The following is a 19,204-nucleotide window of genomic DNA, read 5'->3' on the forward strand; positions in this document are numbered from 1 at the left end:
ACTAGATTTTATTTTTTGATTTGTTTTCCTGAGCATGATTATAACCATAATTCCTGAAAGATTGTGCATAAAAAAAGACTGATCGTTTTAACAATCAGTCTTTTATGGTTTTATTTTATGACAAGTCCTTAGAAAGGATACTCATAAATTTCAGATTCGTGTAAGTAAGGGTTTCCTGTAGGGATCAACTTCAGTTTAGATAAAGCTGAAAGTACAGTAAACATAAATAGTCCAGCTACAAATAGAACTGCTCCTAGGATTAACAAGAATACTTCAGGAGTGTTCCAGAATGGTCCTACCGTTCCTGGCATTACCATGTTGAAGTAATCTAAAAGGTGTCCTAAGATAACGACTACTGCCATTGTGGTAACCACTTTATAGTTTCTCTTGATGCTGCTACTTACTAATACCAATAGTGGTAATAAGAAGTTAATAATCAGCATTGGTAAGAATGTAGTTCCATAGTGTTGGAATCTTCCAAAGAAGTAGTTAACCTCTTCCGGAACGTTTGCATACCAGTAAAGCATGAACTGAGCGAACCATGTATATGTCCAAAGCATACTTGTAGCGAAAAGGAAAACTCCTAAATCGTGTAAGTGGTTGTCATTGAACTGTGGTAAGAAACCATTTTTCTTAAGATAAACACTTAATAGAATGATTACAGCAATACCACTTGAAAGGCAGCTAACCATTGAATACCAGATATACATTGTAGAATACCAGTGAGGGTCAATAGACATCAACCAGTCCCAAGCCCAAGCAGCAGAAGCAAATCCGAAGAATGCAATATATCCTACTGCCCATCTGTAAAGCATTTGATACTCAACTTTAGATTTAGTATCATCCACTTTTTTAGACTGAGCTTTAAGTTTCCATGCGAAGAAAGAAGCACCTACTACATAAATGATCGTTCTGATAGCATAGAAAGGTATGTTTAAGAATCTTTTCTTTTCGAATAAAATTACGTCAAAGTGTGCCGATTCAGGATTCGTTAATTCCGGATCCATCCAGTGGAATAGGTGGCCATTGTGAGTGATATTTAAAATCATCATAATAACCAGAATAGCACCTCCGTAAGGAATATAAGAAGCGATAGCTTCCATTACTCTTGTAATAATAATTGGCCAACCTGCGTGGGCAGCATGCTGAATACAGTAAAAAAACAATACAGCACAACTTACTCCAAAGAAGAACACAGCTACAAAGTGTAACGATGCTAAAGGCTGGTTGTGAACTTGCATAGTAGCATGCTCTAAGTGAGCAGCATGATCCTGCGGTCCAACCATTTCACTTGAGTGTGTAGGAGCATCATGTCCAGAAGCATGAACAGCTTCCATCATATGTTCTATTTGCTCAGTAGAAAGTCCTTTGTTCATAAAGAAACCAATACCAAACAGAACTAAACCTACAACAAGAAGTATGATAGAAGTTGATTTTAATTTTGGTGAAAAACTATACATTTCTTTTCTTATTTTTTAGTTTCGGTAGTCGTTTCAGTTGCTGGTGCCGCCGCTGTAGCTGCTGCCGGTGCTGCTGCTCCTTTTTTGAAAGCACTCATCACATACATAGCCACTCTCCATCTATCTCCTGCGTTTAATTGTCCCGCATAAGATCCCATGGCATTTCTACCGTTTGTTAATACATAATGAACAGACCCTACTGTAAGCTCTCTATCAGCATAGTTAGGCACTCCAGAGAATGCTCCTGTTTGTACAATTGGTCCTTGTCCATCACCTCCTGTTCCGTGACATGCAGCACAAGTGTGGTCGAACAATACTTTTCCTCTTTCAAGATCCTTAGCTGCATTAGCTGGGTTTAGAGGAGAAGCTGTTAGTTTTTTAGAAGCATCATAACCTGCGTTGTACTCGTCAACATTCTTTGGTTTTAATCCTTCTTCAAAAACTCCATCTTTATTTTGAGCAACTGATCCTTCTACTGGAGAAAGACCTGTTGCACCATTATTTCTAACAAAAGCCGGAATTTCATTTTCATGATCTGAATACGCATCCTGAGCCTTCATCAATGGATCATAAGCTACCGGAAAATACATGTCCGGGAAATATACCAACGGAGTGTTCTCCTTTGGTCCGCAAGAGTTAAGTAAAACTGTTGTTAAACCTAAAACTGCTGCAATTCTTAATACGTTCTTTTTCATTTTAAGCGTCTTTAACAGTTATTTCTTCAACTCCAGTTTCAATTAGCAACTGCTTTACAGATTCTACATCTTCAGTTACGAATTCCATCATGAATTTATCGTCAGTAGTTCTTGGGTCTGGATTCTGAGCTGGAGCTCCTGGATACATTTTGTTTCTAACTAAGAAAGTTAAAGACATCATGTGAGCTGCACAGAATACCATTAATTCAAACATTGGAACTACGAATGCCGGCATGTTGTGTGCCCAGTCAAAAGCAGGTTTACCACCGATGTTCTGAGGCCAGTCATGATTCATCACATACCAAGTTATTGTAGCACCGATAGTAACACCATAACAAGCATAGATGAAAGCTGCATCAGAAATTCTAGTTTTCTTTAACCCTAAAGCTTTGTCTAGTCCGTGAACCGGAAACGGAGTATAAACCTCGTTTATTGCGATTCCTTTATCGTTGAATGCTTTAACGCCGTTCATTAAATCGTCGTCGTCAGCATAAAGTCCGTATACAATTTTAGTGGTGCTCATCTCCTTCTTTTGCTTTATAAGTTTCACCTGAGATTTTCAAAATCGATTTTAATTCAGCCTGTGCAATTACAGGGAATGTTCTTGCATATAATAAGAATAATACAGAGAAGAATCCGATTGTTCCTAAGTATACACCCACATCAATGATCGTTGGCTTAAACATTGTCCAAGATCCTGGTAAGTAGTCTCTAGAAAGGTTGATAACGATGATATCAAAACGCTCAAACCACATACCGATGTTAATGATCAATGCAACAATGAATGTCCAGATAATGTTCGTTCTAGCTTTTTTGAACCAGAAAGAAGCAGGAACCACAAGGTTACAGATGATCAATGACCAGAATGCCCACCAGTAAGGTCCTACTGCAGCACCTGGAGAAAGGTAAGTAAAGTCTTCAAATCTAGATCCGGAATACCATCCGATGAAATATTCAGTAGCATAAGCTACAGTTACCATACCACCTGTAAGTACAATTACGATGTTCATAATTTCGATATGATACATTGTAATATATTCTTCTAAGTGACATACTTTTCTAGCAACTAATAATAGTGTCTGTACCATTGCAAATCCTGAGAAGATCGCACCAGCAACGAAGTAAGGAGGGTAGATAGTTGAGTGCCATCCTTTAATTACTGAAGTCGCGAAGTCAAAAGATACGGTTGTGTGTACCGAGAATACAAGTGGAGTTGCTAACCCTGCAAGAACCAAAGAAAGTTCTTCGAATCTTTGCCAGTGTTTTGCTTTACCACCCCAACCGAATGCAAGGAATGTATAAATCTTCTTAGTCCAAGGAGTTTTAGCTCTATCTCTGATCATTGCAAAGTCAGGGATCAATCCCATGAACCAGAATACAGTTGATACTGAGAAATACGTAGAGATCGCAAATACGTCCCAAAGTAGAGGAGAGTTAAAGTTCCCCCAAAGAGAACCGAATTGGTTTGGTAATGGGAATACCCAGTATCCAACCCAAACTCTACCCATGTGAATTACAGGGAAGATTGCTGCCTGTACAACCGCAAAGATCGTCATCGCCTCTGCAGATCTGTTTACAGACATTCTCCATCTCTGTCTAAATAATAATAATACTGCTGAGATTAGGGTTCCGGCGTGACCGATACCTACCCACCATACGAAGTTGGTAATATCCCAACCCCAGTTAATAGTTCTGTTAAGCCCCCATGATCCAATACCTGTCCCGATAGTATAAGCGATACATCCGAATCCATAGATGAATAGAACTAAGGCTGCATATAATGAAATCCACCATAATTTACCTGCTCTTTCTTCGATAGGTCGTGCAATATCTTCTGTGATATCGTGATAAGTTTTGTGACCAATAATTAGAGGTTCCCTTATCGGAGCTTCGTAATGTCCTGACATTTTTTACCTATTTATTATTTAAACTTTATTTTTCTACTCTGTTTCTTACTTTAGTGTGATAGAACACGTTTGGTTTTGTGCCGATCTCCTCTAGTAAATAATATCTTCTGTTAGAGGCATATACCTTTCTAATTGAAGAATCTTTATCATTCATGTCTCCAAATGTCATTGCACCAGTAGAACAAGCTTTAGAACAAGCTGTCTGGAATTCTCCATCCTGCACTCTTCTTCCTTCTTTCTTAGCCTCAAGAATAGTATTCTGAGTCATTTGGATACACATTGAACATTTCTCCATTACCCCTCTAGTTCTTACAACTACGTCAGGGTTAAGTACCATTCTTCCTAAATCGTTGTTCATGTTGTAATCGAACTTGTCATTTAGGTTATAAGTAAACCAGTTAAAACGTCTTACTTTGTACGGACAGTTGTTTGCACAATATCTTGTACCGATACATCTGTTGTAAGCCATATGGTTTTGACCTTGCTTACCGTGTGAAGTAGCCGCTACCGGACATACAGTTTCACATGGAGCGTGGTTACAGTGCTGACACATTACCGGTTGGAAGATTACATCTGGATTATCAGCCGGGTGGTTCAATGCCCCTCCGTCTCCGAATGCAGTACCATACAATTCAGGTACAGCCATTCCTTCTTTTAATCCTTCGTATACTTCAACTTTCTGTCTTGAAGAGTAGTAACGGTCAATTCTTAACCAGTACATATCTCTAGACATTCTTACTTCTTCTTTACCTACAACAGGAACGTTGTTCTCAGCCTGGCAAGCAATGATACATGCTCCACAACCTGTACAAGAGTTCAAGTCAATAGATAAGTTGAAGTGAGGACCGTCAGTATCATCAAATGCATCCCAAAGGTCAATTTTTCTTGCTGGAAGAGCTCCACTGATGGTGTGGTATTCCAAAGGTTTATTCCATCCTTTGTGTTCATCATCAAATGGTACGTTGATGAATTCAGCTAAAGGAACTTCCTTAGCGATTTCATAACGACCCATTAATGTATTTTGAAGCTGGATACCTGCGAATTCGTGATCTTCTCCTGTTTTCTCAATTTTAACACCAGAAAGAACAAGGTTAGAACCATCGAATAAAGGATAAGCATTTACCCCTGTATCAGCAGTTGCTCCTGAGTTTTTCTTACCATAACCAAGAGCAAGACCTACTGATCCTTCTGCTTGACCTGGCTGTACGAATACAGGAACGTCTTTTATTGTAACTCCGTTTACAGTAAGGTTTACGATAGAACCATCTAACTGCATTCTCGCGTTAAGATCGTTATCGATAGCAAACTTTTCTGCATCTTTTGGAGAAATTGTCAAGTAGTTATCCCAAGACATTCTAGTGATTGGATCAGGTAATTCTTGTAACCAAGGGTTGTTTGCCTGTGTTCCATCTCCCATTGCAGTCGTAGTATACAATACTAATTCTAATTCGGAAGCTTTGAAGTTTCCTAATTCAGCAACAGCCTGAGCAGCGTTTCCACCAGCATAAGATAATGTTGTTGAGTTAGTAGAAGCATTGATACCGTTATATAATGCTTTGTTGAAAGAAGTACTACCTAAAAGAGAAGCAGAGCTTGCCTTTAAATAATCGTAGTAGTTGTTTGCAGCGTTGTTTTTACCATTCTTCCAAACCAATAGAGATTCTTCAATCTGTCTTGATTTGTAAATCTTCTGGATCGTAGGCTGCATTAATGAATATACTCCTGTCTGTGGTTCGATATCTCCCCAAGACTCTAACCAGTTAGCTACTGGAATAACAGCCTTAGCTGCCTTGTACATTTCATTTTTCTTATCAGCAACAGCAATTACATAAGGAACTTTAGATAAAGATTTTTTGAAATCTTCTCCTTTTGGATGAGCATAGATAGGATCTACATTGTTGGTAACTAATACCCCAACTTGTCCACCGTTTACCCAACCTAGGAATTCCTGATATCTTGCACCGTTGAATTCTTTTAGGAAGTTTGCTTTACCAGTGAAAGCAACTGAACCTAATTTTTGGTTGATTAAGTGTGCTAAAACCTGTGCTCCTTTAGAACCATCAGCAAAAACAACAGCTTTGCTTCCTTTTGCTTTCAATTCGTTTGCAATTTCAGTAGCAGTCTTATCAGAAGTACCACCACCTACGATTGCATTGTAAACTTCAACTAAAGTTTTGTTTACTGCACTTGGTTTTAATCTGTATCTTGAGTCAGCGTTAGCACCAGTTAGTGACATGTTAGATTCCACTTGGATGTGTCTCAACATGGTTGCACTTGGTTTTCTAGCCGCTGCGTAAGAAGACTCTAAACTTGAAGCATTATAATCTCCTAAGAAATCAGCTTGGAAAGAAACTACCAATTCAGAACCGTTAAGATCATAAACAGGTAATGCTCTTTGTCCGAATACTTCCTGAGCAGCATCTAATCCTGCAGCATACGGATATGCATCGAAAGTTACTAATTCAGCTGTAGGATATTTAGCTTTGAATTCAGCGAATAACTTTTTGAAAGTTGGTGAAGCAAAAGAGTGTGATAAAACCACAATCTTTTTGCCTGACGCTTTAGCTTCTTCCAACCCTTTAATAACGAAACTGTCTACTTTATCGAAAGTTTCATCTTTACCGTCTAGTTTAGGCTGTTTTACTTTATCATTATCATAAAGAGAAAGTACACTTGCCTGAGCTCTTGCGTTAGTTTTACCTAAATCACCACCAGCCGGGTTTGGTTCAATCTTGATTGGTCTACCTTCACGAGTTTTTACTAAAACACTAGCAAAGTCGAACCCATCAAAATATGTTGAAGCGTAATAGTTAGGGATTCCCGGAATAATATCATGCGGCTTTACCACATAAGGAATCGTTTTGATTACCGGAGCTTCGCAGGCAGCTAAAGTAACTGCTGCTGTTGAGAATCCTAATAATTTAAGGAAATCTCTTCTTGAAGTACTTGATCCGTTCGTCTCAGCATCTCCAAGGAAATCTTCTACCGGAATTTCTTCCTGAAACTCTTTCTGAGCCAGCTTATTATTTAAAGCTGGATCTTTAAGTTCATGAATACTTCTGAATTGTATTTTGTTTGAAGCCATTTATACTTCTAATTTTTTAGTTATTAATAATGACATTTACCACACTCAAGACCTCCAATAGCATCTACAGTGATTTTACCTCCATCTTGTGGATATTGTTTTTTCAACTTGTCGTGTAGATTCTTGAAGTACTCTTTATTATAACCGTTGTTCATATCAACCTCAGTAGTTCTGTGGCACTCGATACACCATCCCATAGTAAAGTCGTTAGCCATTTGAACAACATTCATTGTATCAATTTTTCCGTGACAAGCTTTACAAACAACATCAATTTTGTTGTTAGGATTCTTTTTGTTGAAAGAATTGATGATCGCTTGTTCACCGGCAATTACGTGCTGTGAGTGGTTGAAGTAAACGAAGTCTGGCATGTTGTGGATTCTTGTCCACTCAACCGGCTGTGTTTTTCCTGTGTACTGTTGTTTTGCAGGATCCCAGCCTGTTGCCGCGTAGATCTTCTGGATTTCTCCATCATAGAATGCCTTATCTTTTCCTGGCTCCATGTAGTGATCTGCGTTGTATTCAGAAATTGTTCTGTGACAGTTCATACAAACGTTCATAGAAGGAATCTCAGATACTTTTCCGTATTTAGCACTAGAGTGACATAATTGACAGTCAATTTTCTGTTCTCCAGCGTGGATTTTGTGAGAGAAGTAGATAGGTTGCTCAGGCTTATAACCTTTGTAAACCCCAATCCACATTAACCAGTTCCAAACTCCGTAAGCAGCAAGAATAGCAAGAACAGCTATTATACCTTTTCCTACATAGTGGAACTTCTCATACATTTCCTTGAACGAACGAACTCTCGTTTCGTTAAGCCCTGTTAATTCTTCAGATTGACCTAGTTTAACTAATTGTCTTAGTTTAACCAAAATCCAAACTAATAAACCAGCGATGGCTAATAGGGAAATGATTACAATGTTTGTAGTAGATTTGTCTGCAGGAGCTGCCGCATCAGCGCCAGGTGCAGGAGTTGCTTCCGTTTTTTTCTCTTCCGGAGCAGGTGGGTTAGTAGTGAAAGCTAAAATGTCATCAATATCCTTCTCCGTAAGGTTAGGAAACTGTAACATCTCAGTTTTATTATACTTTTCAAAAATTTCATTGGCGTATTTATCCCCTGAAGCTCTTAAAGCTTTGTTATCTTTGATCCACTTGTGAAGCCAATCTTTGTCTACACCGCCTTCTGTCTTTACACGTTCTACAACCCCCTTCAATGGTGGTCCTATAACTTGTTTGTCCAGCGCGTGACATGCAGTACAATTCGCTTTGAAAAGTTTCTCTCCGTTTTTAGGATCGCCGTCTTGCCCGTAAAATGAAGCACTGGTTGATAGCAATAAGCCTATTGCGATCAACGTTTTTTTATAATGCTTTCTCCAACTAATCATTTAAATTATCTTATGTTAGTAAATTATTGAACATTCAATCAATTCCGCAAAAATAATATTTTTAACAGGAATTTAACGGTATATAGAAAGGGGAAAATATCATTTACGTTTAATTTGTATTGATTCTAAATAACTCGTTTGGTATAGTTTTTTAATTTGTATAAATTTGCGGAAACAAGTTTAAATGAGAAATTTGATTAAAATATTTTCGATATTATCATTGTTTGGTTTTTATAGTATTGAAGCACAGCAGGTTGTTAAAAAGGATACGCTTTCAGGAACAGAGCTTGTCATCACTATGGATTCCAAAATAAATGCTGCTTTGGAAGGAGTGGAAGATAAATGTTCAAAGGTTGTTACCTATAATCCAACGAAAGATTATAGTAACAATGACTCTGGTATTTCTTCAGGAACGAGTACAAAACCTAATAAGATTTATGTACCGAATAGGGAATTAACCAATGCTGAAATTTGTAGAAAAAATCCTCGAATTTTAGGATATAAAATTCAGATTACAACGGTTAAAAGCAATGAGGAAGCTAACGAAGTGAAATCTTATTTCAGAAAAAGATTTCCTAACCTGAAGGTGGAAACAGATGCTTCGTTAAGACCGAACTATAAAATTTTAGCAGGAAGCTATTTTACTAAACAAAGTGCGGCAGGTGATCTTTCGAGAATAAGAGAGTACTTTAAATCTGCAGTAGCTGTACAATACAGGATTTTCTGTTCAGAAGCAAAATAATATTGAAAATTTCAAAAATATAAAAGCCGAGACTCTTCTCGGCTTTCTTTATTGATAGTAGGTTTCTAAAAACCAAAAAAACTCTGACATTCTAAATAGATTATTTGAAAGTAAATAAACAAATAATAAGCTGACAATAAGTGTTAAAATAGCCATTATTTTAGGAGTGGATTTATATGCATAGAACAGCCATCCAATAAGCAATGGGTATACAAAAATAAAGTGCCCACCATAGATGTATGAAGTATGAAGTCCGAATCTCATGATGCAATGGATGAGGATATCAAAGAAGAATGATATCATAATAATCTGGACCCATTTGTTCTTAAAATTCTTAAGATAACTCCAACTTATCAGTATCAATAATATCACTATAAATATATAAGGAATTATTGATGAGTAAAGATCCATATAAAGACCTTTAAAGGTAAAGCCTTTCATATTATGTTTATCTGAAATAATAAAACCTGGGAATAGGATATTACCTCCAAAAAAGAAAGATAAAACCATGTCCCATGTCGGCATGGATTCTACATTTGAGAATTTTTCGTACTGCTGATTCGTCTTTGAGAAAATATTCTGGTATTTGAAATCAATCCTATAGAGATAAAGCAAAGTATATATGATGACGGCTATTATCCCTCTTAAAATGGCATTACCTATTTTTTTCCAACTTTTAAAAAGATTTTTTTCAAAGAATACTGGAATAAAAGCCTTTATAATATTGGTGATGGTGAGTCCTCCTATAGTAATACTCGCTAATGATAATGCTGCTGCAGGAGTCTTTTCTTCCTTTTTGAGTTTTATTGCTGCATAATAGTTATATAATGAAAGTAAAAATAGGGTATAGGTAAAATTCTCTGGAGTGAAGGAAAGAATAATATTAGTTGAAAATATTCCGAAAAATAATGTAATTAAAAGACTGTACGCTAGTGGAAGTCTGATGATATTTTTAAGATATTTGAAAATCTGTACAACATTTAGGGTAATGACAATATTACTGAGCCATGCCAGGGTTAGCCTGAAGGTCATATCCATTTTTCCTCCCGAAATAAATAAACAGAATTCTCTTATCCAGTTAAAGAAATAATAGGATAGCGGATGTCTTTCAAAGCTACCGCCGGTCATCAGGATAGATTTGTTATCAAAGCTGAAGTAAGCATCCCATGGAATTCTGCTATCAAAGATGACTCGGTAATGGATGGCAATATAAGAGCCAAGGATTCCGTAGCAGGTAATGAAGAATAGGAAAATACCCAGTTCGGTATAAGAGGATGGAAAAACCAACCTGAAAAAGTGTAAAAATTTTGTTTTAATAAATGACACGTGTCGTTTTTTTTGCAAAAGTAAAATAAAAAACCACCAGAATTGGTGGTTTTATGAAGATTGTATATACGCCGTGATTATTGTTTGATTATTTTTTCTGTAGTAGAAGTTCCATCAGCAAATTCTACTTTCATCAGATAAATTCCTTTTGGAAGAGCTGAAATATCTGTATTCCCGGCCTCACTTCTGTTAAGGGTCTTTCCTGACATATCAATAACTGAAGTTGCTTTTACTTTTTTGTCTGTTTTGATATTTACTTCTCCTTTTGTAGGATTTGGATAGACAGATGTATTGGATTTTGCTTTTAAAACTTCAGACGTTCCAAGAGATCCGGTGGCTATAACCTGTACATCATCTATTGAAACAGCATCTGCATTATCTGCAACATATTGGAATCTTATTTTAACATTCGCTTGCCCTATATAAGCTGCTAAATCTCTTTGTACGGTAACTGTATTGTATAGATCTGTATCTACATTTCCATCTCCGTCATCAATGAATCCTGTTTCGCTGTCTTCATTCCAAAGAGTTGTCCAGTTTGTTCCGCCATTGGTTGATATCTGTGCAAGAAGATTTCCTTCATTTAAGCTTATCATATATCCCCAGCCTAGTTTTACTTTAAAGGTTAGCTTTGGATTCGTTACTCCTGCTAAGCTAAAAGATGGGCTAACCAAACTTGCGTCGTTAGCTCCTGCAACCCAGTCAATCGTTGCAGAATTGCTTCCATTTATAGTGAATCTATTTCTTAATTCAGTAGAAATAGCAGATGTTCCGGAAAAGACAATGCTTGTAGAGTTCCACGCTCTATCTGTGTTAGTATTGGATTTTGTCCATCCGGTAGGGGGGAATGTTGCTCCATCAAAATTTTCAGAAAGTAATGTCTGCGCATTACTGTAAAAGCATGATACTGTTGCTAAAGAAAATATAAGTTTTTTCATATTAAAAGATTTCTCTAAAATTAGTGAAAATATTCAATATGGTGTAAAAAATTTATTATTTACTATATTTTGTAGTATATTCGTTAAGAACTACAAGAAAGTGTAGAACATCCTGCGGTGTCGTCATAGCCGGAAGGTCTTTTGGTGGAAAACTCAGGATATATTTCTTCGTAAGGGTTTTTCAGTGCTTTAATGAGTTTCTTCAGCATTTCTTTCTGGCCATTATTGATTTCCTCAATACACTCATAAAGCAGATAGTTTCTTAGAATGAATTTTGGATTTGATTGTGCCATCATTTGTAAAGACTCCTCTCTTGAAATGGTATTTGAATTCAGTCTGGATTCATAATTTTCAATAAAGTTCTTAAGTTTTCCAAGCTTTTCTTCATTCAGGAAAGAGTAGGAGATATTACTGAATTGTTCTTTTAAATCTACGCCAGGTGTTAATTTTTCCAATTCATTAAAAAACAACGTGTGATCCAATTCCAGTTCCTGCATTAATCCCTGCCAGTTGGTGAAAAACTCTTCATCCTCTTTTCTTAGTTCATCAAACCCAAACTTTCTGCAAAGCATTTTGTCATGGGCTTCCCAGAAATAGGTGCCATATCTGTTGAGTGTATTCTCTAAAAACTTCTCATCCTTGATTAACGGATGAAGTGCGTTGGCAAGTTGCCAAAGGTTCCATTGAGAGATCTGTCCCTGTTTTCCAAAGGCATATCTTCTTCCTGGAAGATCAGTCGTATTAGGAGTGAAATTTAAATCATATTCATCCATCATAGAATAAGGTCCGTAATCGATAGTGAGTCCCAAAATCGACATATTATCTGTATTCATCACTCCATGAACAAATCCAACCCTGAACCATTCAACCATAAGATCTGCTGTTCGGGTGCATATATTTTCAAAGAAATCTTTATATTTTTGGGTGTCTGATGATGTAATTTCCGGATAATAATTTTCAATAATAAAATCCAAGAGATCCTGTAGGGTTTTATATTCCTGTTGGGCAGACATCAGTTCAAAATGGCCAAAGCGAATAAAACTTTCTGCAGTTCTAATTACGACTGCTCCTTTCTCCAATTGTGGATTTCCGCTATACATAATATCACGAACAACATCTTCTCCTGTAAAAGCAAGGCTTAAAGCTCTGGTTGTGGGAATGCCTAAATGGTACATGGCCTCACTCATCAGATATTCTCTTACGGAAGATCTGAGTACGGCTCTTCCATCTGCATGTCGGGAATAAGGAGTTGCTCCAGCCCCTTTCCACTGGATTTCTGTTCTTTTTCCTGAGGTAGTAGTGATTTCACCAGCAATGATGGCTCTTCCGTCTCCAAGCTGTCCTGCCCAGTTTCCAAACTGATGTCCTGCATAGGCAGTAGCATAAGTCTGAACATTGTCGGGAAGGTTATTTCCAACCAGAAAATCAAGGTCTTTCTCTTCGAACGTGCCTAATCCTATTTCTTCTGATAGCGTTTCATTAAAGGCGATTAACTGAGGTTTATCAAAGTCTGCGGGTTTGATTGTTGAAAATAAAACCTTTGGAGTATTCCTTTGCATAGGGTTATTGGAAAAGTCTCCCGGAAATTTCTTGATAAAAGGCTGGCTGATGCGTTCGATATTCATACTTCAAAGGTATTAATTATAAAAGAAAAGACCTTCCAAATTACTGAAAGGTCTTGTGTATTTCTAAAAGAGAATTTATTTATTAAAATCTACCTCATCATTAGAGTGAAGGTTTTCGTTGATATTTTCCTCTTTCTTTTCTGTTGGTTTCTTAGGCGTAGGATCTGCCGGCCTTGGATTCTTGATCTCATCAATGGTCTGAAGACTTCCATCATCTCCATATCCGCCACCTAATCCTTTAAGGTTTGAACAGCCGTCTTTCCAGTCTGAAGGTTTGATAAACTTATCATCCGGAGTAATTCCTAATGTTTTGTCTGCCCAAACTTTTTTCATGAAGATCGCCCATATCGGTAATGCCATTTTCGCACCCTGACCTTCACCAGTTCCGAAGAAGTGGGTTGCTCTGTCTTCCCATCCTACCCAGGCTCCTGTTGCCAGTTTTGGCGTGATTCCCATAAACCAACCATCGGAGTTGTTCTGCGTAGTACCTGTTTTAGCTGCAATCTCAACACCTTTTGAAATTCCTCTTCTTCCCAGTTCTCCTGAAGCTGTACCATATTGTGCAACACCTTTCATCAATTCAATCATGGTGTAAGCATACATTGGGTTCATTACTTCTTTAGGTTCTACGTTAACTTCCTTAATTACTCTACCGTTGGCGTCTTCAATTCTCCAGATCATTTCCGGTTTATTGTGATTCCCGTAGTTAGCAAAAGTACTGTAGGCACCTAACATTTCATAGATTGTAATATCTGATGAACCAAGGGCAATCGTATTGTTTCTTGGAATATCTTCTGTTACTCCCAGATCTCTTGCAGTCTGGATAACGGCATCTACACCTGTCATTTCAATAAGTCTTGCAGCAATCGGGTTTTGAGAGTGTGCTAAACCGTCTTTTAAGGTAAGCATTCCTCCTCTTCCCGGTACGCGCCATCCGTTATGGTCATAAGTTCCGTTAGAAACAGTTGAGCAAGGAGTCATCCCCAGTTTCATAATTGCAGTTGCATACACGAAAGGCTTGAATGTAGATCCTACCTGTCTCTTACCTTGTTTAATGTGGTCATACTGGAAGTGCTGCCAATCGATACCTCCTACCCAGGCTTTGATCTCTCCGGTTCCTGGAACCATAGACATTAAACCTGCCTGTGCAATTTGTTTGTGATATCTGATAGAGTCCCAAGGTGACATTTCAACCTCTTCTTCTCCTGCCCATGTAAATCTTGAAGTTTTGATTGGTTTTTTGAATTCCATCATAATAGAATCATCAGGCATACCGTCTGCTTTTAACAGTTTGTACCGGCCGGTTCTTTTCATAGCCTGAACCATTACATCTTTGATTTGTTTGTCTGTAAGATAGTAGAAAGGTCTGTTCTTTCTTCCCCTCTGTTCAGCATCGAATCTTTTTTGAAGGTCGGTTAAGTGTTCCTTGATTGCTTCCTCTGCATACTTCTGCATTTTAGAATCAAGAGTAACATAAATTTTTAAACCGTCTTTATAAAGATTTAGTTTTTTACCAGTTTCTTTTTCGTGAGACTCAAGATATTTATCAATCTCTTTTCTCAGATAAAATTTGTAGTAAGCAGAATATCCGTCAGTAATACTTTTAATTGGGTGGAAATCTACTTCTACAGGAGTATTGATTGCTTTTTCATAGGTGGCAGCATCAATATATCCGGTTTTCTGCATCTGATCCAATACAACATTTCTTCTTTCCTTTGCCTTTTCAGGATATCTGTAAGGATTGTTCTTTCTTGGGTTTTCAAGCATCGCTACAAAAGTAGCAGCTTCCGGAAGGGTAAGTTCAGAGGTTTTTTTATTAAAATAAACCCTGGATGCCATTTCAACACCGTTTGCATTGAATAAGAAGTCAAACTTATTGAAATAAAGAGTGATAATCTCTTCTTTGGTATATCTTTTTTCAAGACTTACGGCCACTACCCATTCTTTCAGTTTCTGGAATGCTCTTTCAAATTTATTCTGAGAAGCGGTTCCTGTGAAAAGAAGTTTTGCCAACTGTTGAGTGATGGTAGAACCTCCACCACGTCCTCCACCATAAGCAACGGCTCTGGCAATAGAGTATAAGTCGATTCCTGAATGTTCTTTAAAACGCTCATCCTCTTTTGCCTGAAGGGCATAGATAAGGTAAGGAGGAAGGTCCTTATAAACGATAGGCTGAGTTTTTTCTTTCTCAAATTTACCTAACGTTACCCCATCTGAAGATATGATTTCAGAAGCTACGAAGATGTCCGGGTTCTCAAGTTCTTTTACATCGGGCATCTCTCCAAGGAATCCCTGAGAAACCGCAAAGAAAAGTCCTGAAATCCCTAAAACTACCGCAATGAGTCCAATCCAAATAAATGAGACCCATTTTTTCCAAGAGGTGTTCTTTTTTTTGGGAGGCAGAGGAAATGTTTTCCCCTTGTTTCCTGCATTTTTATTGTTTACTTCCATTTATGGTTACGGTTTAGCCGTTTCTATTTTTATCCCAACATCCTCAATTCCAGTAAGGTTATCGTTTCTCATTGCCTGAGTCAAGCCGATTTCATATTTTCCTTTCGCTGGAAACTTGTAATTTACCTTATATTGAAAAAATGTTTCCTTTGTGTCACCAAAGCCTGTACCAAGCCATTCTCCGTTCGGTTTAGCCAAAACGTAATTCAGGGTATCGGTTTCCTTTTTCTTGTTCTGAAGGTTGGTGAAATTCACAATAAACCTTATATTGCTGTAAGGGTAATTGTTGTTATTTCTTACGACAAATATAATATTTTTAGGATTCTGCGGATCTGAAATTTCAAGATTAAATTTTTGTTCACTTTTCTTATTCCACTTATTATCAACGGAATTCATAATAACATCTTCTCCTGAAGAAGAGTTACAGCTAAAGAAAAGGATAAAGGTGAATAATCCTAAAATTTTACGCATTTTTATCTTTTTTTGGAGGATACTTCTTTTTAAATTTTTTCTTGTGTGGGTTGCTTTGTTGCGCTTTATCTGCATCAGGATTTACTTCAGCTTTTACCTTTTCCACAGGAGCTTTTTGTTGCTGTTGCGGCTTTGGTTGTCTCGGCTGGTTTCCGGAATTTACATTAGGGTTTTCAGGTTTCTCAGGTCTGTTAGGTCTTTCCTGTCTTTCAGTCCTGTTTTTCTTTTGTCCCTGAGGTTGTCCTTGTCTTTGTTCCTGCCCCTGATTTTGATTGTTGTTTGGTTTATTCTGGTTGTTTCTGTTTCTATTGTTTCTGTTTTTCTTCTCAAAGCGGTCAACATTATTTTCCTGAATCAGGTCAATGCTTTGAGATGGTGTTTCAGGCTGTTTCAGATCTTCTAAAGGAAGAATTTTTTCTCCTCTTTTGTTCTTTGAAATCAGTTTTTTAACAAGGTCAATATCGAAATCATACCATGCAATGGAGTTATCCACATAGGCAAACCACATTTTCTTTTTGAAAACATCTATTTTAATACAGAATGCTTTTCCTTTTTCTGTATCAAGTGTTGTAGAAGAAGATGGGAAGTTGCTTAATGCATCCAGATAACTGTCAAGCTCGTAGTTAAGGCAACATTTAAGCTTACCGCACTGTCCTGCAAGTTTCTGAGGATTAATACTTAATTGCTGGTATCTTGCTACGTTTGTGTTTACAGATCTGAAATCTGTTAACCATGTAGAGCAGCAAAGTTCACGTCCACAAGATCCTATTCCACCTACTTTTGCAGCTTCCTGTCTGAACCCGATTTGTTTCATATCAATCTTGGTTCTGAAAGCTCCGGCGTAATCTTTAATCAGCTGTCTGAAGTCTATACGGCTATCGGCCGTATAATAAAACGTGATTTTTGAAGAATCACCCTGATATTCAACATCAGTTACCTTCATTTCAAGGCCTAATCTTTGAGCAATTTTTCTTGCTTCAAGCTTTACACCGTCTTCTTTTTTTCTTGCTTCCTGCCATACCTCAAGATCCTTTTGGTTGGCCTGTCTGTATATTTTAAGGGCCGATTCTTCAGAAAACTTTTTCTTTTTCATCTGAATCTTTACTAATTCTCCCGTAAGGCTTACTACGCCTACATCGTGTCCCGGACTAGATTCTACTGTAATTACGCTACCTATATGTAAAGGGATATTATTTACATTCTTATAAAACGATTTTCTGTCATTTTTAAACCTAACTTCTACAAAATCACACCTGTTTGGTGCTGGATTGTTGATGTTAGAAAGCCAGTCAAAAACACTTAATTTATAACTATTCCCGCAGGTATTTACATTTTCACAGCCATTTGCGGTTTTTTTAGGACCACAAGAATGTGCAGAATCGCCGGATGTTTTGCATCCACAACTCATATTACTATTATTTATAATCTTGCAAATTTATGTATTTTTATCTTTATGCAATTCTAAAATACTTAAATAACCCGAATTCTGGGTAAAACATTTCTATATTTTAATGAGATCATGATTAAGGAGTTGTGAAAAAGTTAGGTTGAGTGGGTTTTACGAACGTTTTTTGAATAATTTAAATTTGCTGAAAAGCCCTGCGGATAATTTTAACATTTTTTCAGACTTTATCTCATCTTGGAATTTATTACGATGATAATTCACTTATGTTAAACGTTTGTTTAATATTAAACAATTTTATCATTGTTTGATTTATCTGTTTATAATCATTTGTTAATTATTGTTTTGTGGTTTATTATGTCTAGAATGCTATTTTAAACATAGTTTTCTTTTTGTATATTGTTTAAAATGTTATGAAATATTAACAGGTGTATTCAAAATAATTTTATATTTGGGTTATATAATAATAGTCTATGAAAAAAATATTAGTATCAACTGCTTTATTGGCGGGCGTTTTATCTTACGCAGGGGGCTTCAGAGTTTCTTTGCAGGGGGTAAAGCAATTGGCAATGGCGCATACTAGTGCTCATGCCGAAGATGCGAGTGTGACATTCTTCAACCCGGCAGGTATGTCATTTATTCCTTCCAAGCTGAGTGTAGTAGCAGGAGGGTTTGGTGCAAGTAATAAAATTACTTTTCAAAACTTAAATACTTTGCAGAGTACAGAGACGGACAACCCTATGGGAACTCCTTTCTATGCTGCGATTACTTATAGACCTATAGAGAAGTTAACCGTAGGTCTTAGTGTTACAACGCCTTTCGGAAGTACGGTTAAATGGCCGGAAAATTGGGAAGGTAAAGAACTTGTACAGAAAATGGAACTGAAAAGTTTCTACTTTCAACCTATGGTTTCCGTTAAGTTAGCTCCTTGGTTGGCTTTTGGTGCGAGTTATATCTATGCAAAAGGAAAAGTAGATTGGGATAAAGCTGTAACCCAATTTAACGGGCAGGTCAATATCAATGACGAAAAAGCAAGCGGCCATGGATATGGGTTCGGTTTCTATTTCAGACCTGATCCAAAATTGGATGTGAGTATTGCTTATCGTTCAGCAATTGATATGAAGGCTAAAAATGGAACAGCTACATTTAAGTTCCCAACTCAAACACCTTATTCATTATTAAAATTAAATGCTGCAGGTCAGGACGGATTCTCAGCAACACTTCCATTAGTTGAAGAGTATACAATTGGTTTAACGTATAAAGTAACACCAAAATGGCAGGTTTCTGCTGATTTCAACTATCACGGATGGGAAAGATATAGTAAACTTACTTTGGATTTTGACAATGCACCACTTGCACCTAATAATCCAGCTGATCCAACATTACTTGTTAACCCTAAGAACTTTAAAAACTCTAAAACCTTTAGATTGGGAACTCAATATGCATTCACCAATGTGATTTACGGACGTTTGGGAGCATATTATGATGAGTCTCCTTATACTAATGAGAACTTTATTCCGGAAACACCTTCTTTTGATACCTATGTAATTACTGGTGGGGTAGGATTTAAACTGAAGCAGTTTGGAGTTGACATTGCTGGAGGATATGCAATGCCTCAATATAGAAATGTAAATAATGCTAATCTTGGATTCTACGGACAAGCAAAAGCAAGAGCGTTCTATTTTGGTCTAGGTTTATCTTATAATCCTTTTTAATTTAA

14 protein-coding genes are annotated in these 19,204 nt (G+C 37.1%); 2 read left to right on the plus strand and 12 right to left on the minus strand.

Annotation, left to right across the window (positions count from 1 at the left end; all coding sequences use genetic code 11):
* Nucleotides 1-128: 128 nt before the first annotated feature.
* From J2772_RS12840 to J2772_RS12865, 6 genes are read right to left on the minus strand one after another with little or no spacing between them, the layout of a single operon-like run.
* Nucleotides 129-1,460 (minus strand): hypothetical protein, encoded by a 1,332-nt coding sequence (locus tag J2772_RS12840; RefSeq protein WP_045491796.1) that lies wholly within the window; start codon nucleotides 1,458-1,460, stop codon nucleotides 129-131.
* Nucleotides 1,461-1,468: 8 nt separating this feature from the next.
* Nucleotides 1,469-2,155 carry a c-type cytochrome gene (locus J2772_RS12845; protein WP_045491793.1) on the minus strand — a complete coding sequence of 229 codons (687 nt, stop codon included), beginning with the start codon at nucleotides 2,153-2,155 and terminating at the stop codon, nucleotides 1,469-1,471.
* Nucleotide 2,156: 1 nt separating this feature from the next.
* Nucleotides 2,157-2,678: a DUF3341 domain-containing protein gene (locus tag J2772_RS12850; RefSeq protein WP_045491790.1), complete on the minus strand. Its 522-nt coding sequence runs from the start codon at nucleotides 2,676-2,678 to the stop codon at nucleotides 2,157-2,159.
* Entirely contained in the window at nucleotides 2,665-4,062 is a 1,398-nt protein-coding gene (gene nrfD / locus J2772_RS12855; RefSeq protein ID WP_045491788.1) for an NrfD/PsrC family molybdoenzyme membrane anchor subunit, read from the minus strand. Before nrfD ends, J2772_RS12850 begins: the two co-directional genes overlap by 14 nt.
* Nucleotides 4,063-4,087: 25 nt before the next feature.
* Nucleotides 4,088-7,147, minus strand: a complete 3,060-nt coding sequence (locus J2772_RS12860; RefSeq protein WP_209917237.1) for a TAT-variant-translocated molybdopterin oxidoreductase — start codon at nucleotides 7,145-7,147, stop codon at nucleotides 4,088-4,090.
* Nucleotides 7,148-7,170: 23 nt separating this feature from the next.
* Nucleotides 7,171-8,529, minus strand: coding sequence for a c-type cytochrome (locus tag J2772_RS12865; protein WP_209917239.1), 1,359 nt, complete (start codon nucleotides 8,527-8,529; stop codon nucleotides 7,171-7,173).
* A gap of 184 nt (nucleotides 8,530-8,713) precedes the next feature.
* Here J2772_RS12865 and J2772_RS12870 point away from each other — a divergent pair, with 184 nt between their 5' ends.
* Nucleotides 8,714-9,271 (plus strand): SPOR domain-containing protein, encoded by a 558-nt coding sequence (locus J2772_RS12870; protein ID WP_209917240.1) that lies wholly within the window; start codon nucleotides 8,714-8,716, stop codon nucleotides 9,269-9,271.
* 48 nt (nucleotides 9,272-9,319) lie between these two features.
* On the opposite strand, the gene J2772_RS12875 is transcribed toward J2772_RS12870, so the two are convergent.
* From J2772_RS12875 to J2772_RS12900, 6 genes are all read right to left on the minus strand, one after another.
* On the minus strand, nucleotides 9,320-10,597 hold the full coding sequence (locus J2772_RS12875) for a DUF6080 domain-containing protein (protein WP_317194507.1): 1,278 nt from the start codon (nucleotides 10,595-10,597) through the stop codon (nucleotides 9,320-9,322).
* 77 nt (nucleotides 10,598-10,674) lie between these two features.
* Nucleotides 10,675-11,535, minus strand: coding sequence for a T9SS-dependent choice-of-anchor J family protein (locus J2772_RS12880; RefSeq protein WP_209917241.1), 861 nt, complete (start codon nucleotides 11,533-11,535; stop codon nucleotides 10,675-10,677).
* A gap of 83 nt (nucleotides 11,536-11,618) precedes the next feature.
* The gene (locus J2772_RS12885; RefSeq protein WP_209917242.1) at nucleotides 11,619-13,160 is read right to left on the minus strand and encodes a protein adenylyltransferase SelO; all 1,542 of its coding nucleotides are present in this window, start codon (nucleotides 13,158-13,160) and stop codon (nucleotides 11,619-11,621) included.
* A 75-nt stretch (nucleotides 13,161-13,235) separates the two neighbouring features.
* Nucleotides 13,236-15,611: a transglycosylase domain-containing protein gene (locus J2772_RS12890; protein WP_209917244.1), complete on the minus strand. Its 2,376-nt coding sequence runs from the start codon at nucleotides 15,609-15,611 to the stop codon at nucleotides 13,236-13,238.
* Nucleotides 15,612-15,617: 6 nt separating this feature from the next.
* Complete coding sequence (locus tag J2772_RS12895; protein WP_209917246.1) at nucleotides 15,618-16,082, minus strand: gliding motility lipoprotein GldH; 465 nt, start codon at nucleotides 16,080-16,082, stop codon at nucleotides 15,618-15,620.
* A complete protein-coding gene (locus J2772_RS12900) occupies nucleotides 16,075-17,490 on the minus strand; it encodes a stage 0 sporulation family protein (RefSeq protein WP_209917248.1) in 1,416 nt (471 codons plus the stop codon). Before J2772_RS12900 ends, J2772_RS12895 begins: the two co-directional genes overlap by 8 nt.
* Nucleotides 17,491-17,957: 467 nt before the next feature.
* Here J2772_RS12900 and J2772_RS12905 point away from each other — a divergent pair, with 467 nt between their 5' ends.
* A complete protein-coding gene (locus tag J2772_RS12905) occupies nucleotides 17,958-19,199 on the plus strand; it encodes an OmpP1/FadL family transporter (protein WP_209917250.1) in 1,242 nt (413 codons plus the stop codon).
* Nucleotides 19,200-19,204: the final 5 nt, after the last annotated feature.

It is taken from the genome of Chryseobacterium jejuense (assembly GCF_017877355.1).
Lineage (GTDB): Bacteria > Bacteroidota > Bacteroidia > Flavobacteriales > Weeksellaceae > Chryseobacterium > Chryseobacterium jejuense_A.

What these genes read in the sequence shown, in the direction of transcription:
- J2772_RS12840 (WP_045491796.1), bottom strand. Translation starts at nt 1,460, where the DNA reads ATGTATAGTTTTTCACCAAAATTAAAATCAACTTCTATCATACTTCTT.
- J2772_RS12845 (WP_045491793.1), bottom strand. Translation starts at nt 2,155, where the DNA reads ATGAAAAAGAACGTATTAAGAATTGCAGCAGTTTTAGGTTTAACAACA.
- J2772_RS12850 (WP_045491790.1), bottom strand. Translation starts at nt 2,678, where the DNA reads ATGAGCACCACTAAAATTGTATACGGACTTTATGCTGACGACGACGAT.
- nrfD (WP_045491788.1), bottom strand. Translation starts at nt 4,062, where the DNA reads ATGTCAGGACATTACGAAGCTCCGATAAGGGAACCTCTAATTATTGGT.
- J2772_RS12860 (WP_209917237.1), bottom strand. Translation starts at nt 7,147, where the DNA reads ATGGCTTCAAACAAAATACAATTCAGAAGTATTCATGAACTTAAAGAT.
- J2772_RS12865 (WP_209917239.1), bottom strand. Translation starts at nt 8,529, where the DNA reads ATGATTAGTTGGAGAAAGCATTATAAAAAAACGTTGATCGCAATAGGC.
- J2772_RS12870 (WP_209917240.1), top strand. Translation starts at nt 8,714, where the DNA reads ATGAGAAATTTGATTAAAATATTTTCGATATTATCATTGTTTGGTTTT.
- J2772_RS12880 (WP_209917241.1), bottom strand. Translation starts at nt 11,535, where the DNA reads ATGAAAAAACTTATATTTTCTTTAGCAACAGTATCATGCTTTTACAGT.
- J2772_RS12885 (WP_209917242.1), bottom strand. Translation starts at nt 13,160, where the DNA reads ATGAATATCGAACGCATCAGCCAGCCTTTTATCAAGAAATTTCCGGGA.
- J2772_RS12890 (WP_209917244.1), bottom strand. Translation starts at nt 15,611, where the DNA reads ATGGAAGTAAACAATAAAAATGCAGGAAACAAGGGGAAAACATTTCCT.
- J2772_RS12895 (WP_209917246.1), bottom strand. Translation starts at nt 16,082, where the DNA reads ATGCGTAAAATTTTAGGATTATTCACCTTTATCCTTTTCTTTAGCTGT.
- J2772_RS12900 (WP_209917248.1), bottom strand. Translation starts at nt 17,490, where the DNA reads ATGAGTTGTGGATGCAAAACATCCGGCGATTCTGCACATTCTTGTGGT.
- J2772_RS12905 (WP_209917250.1), top strand. Translation starts at nt 17,958, where the DNA reads ATGAAAAAAATATTAGTATCAACTGCTTTATTGGCGGGCGTTTTATCT.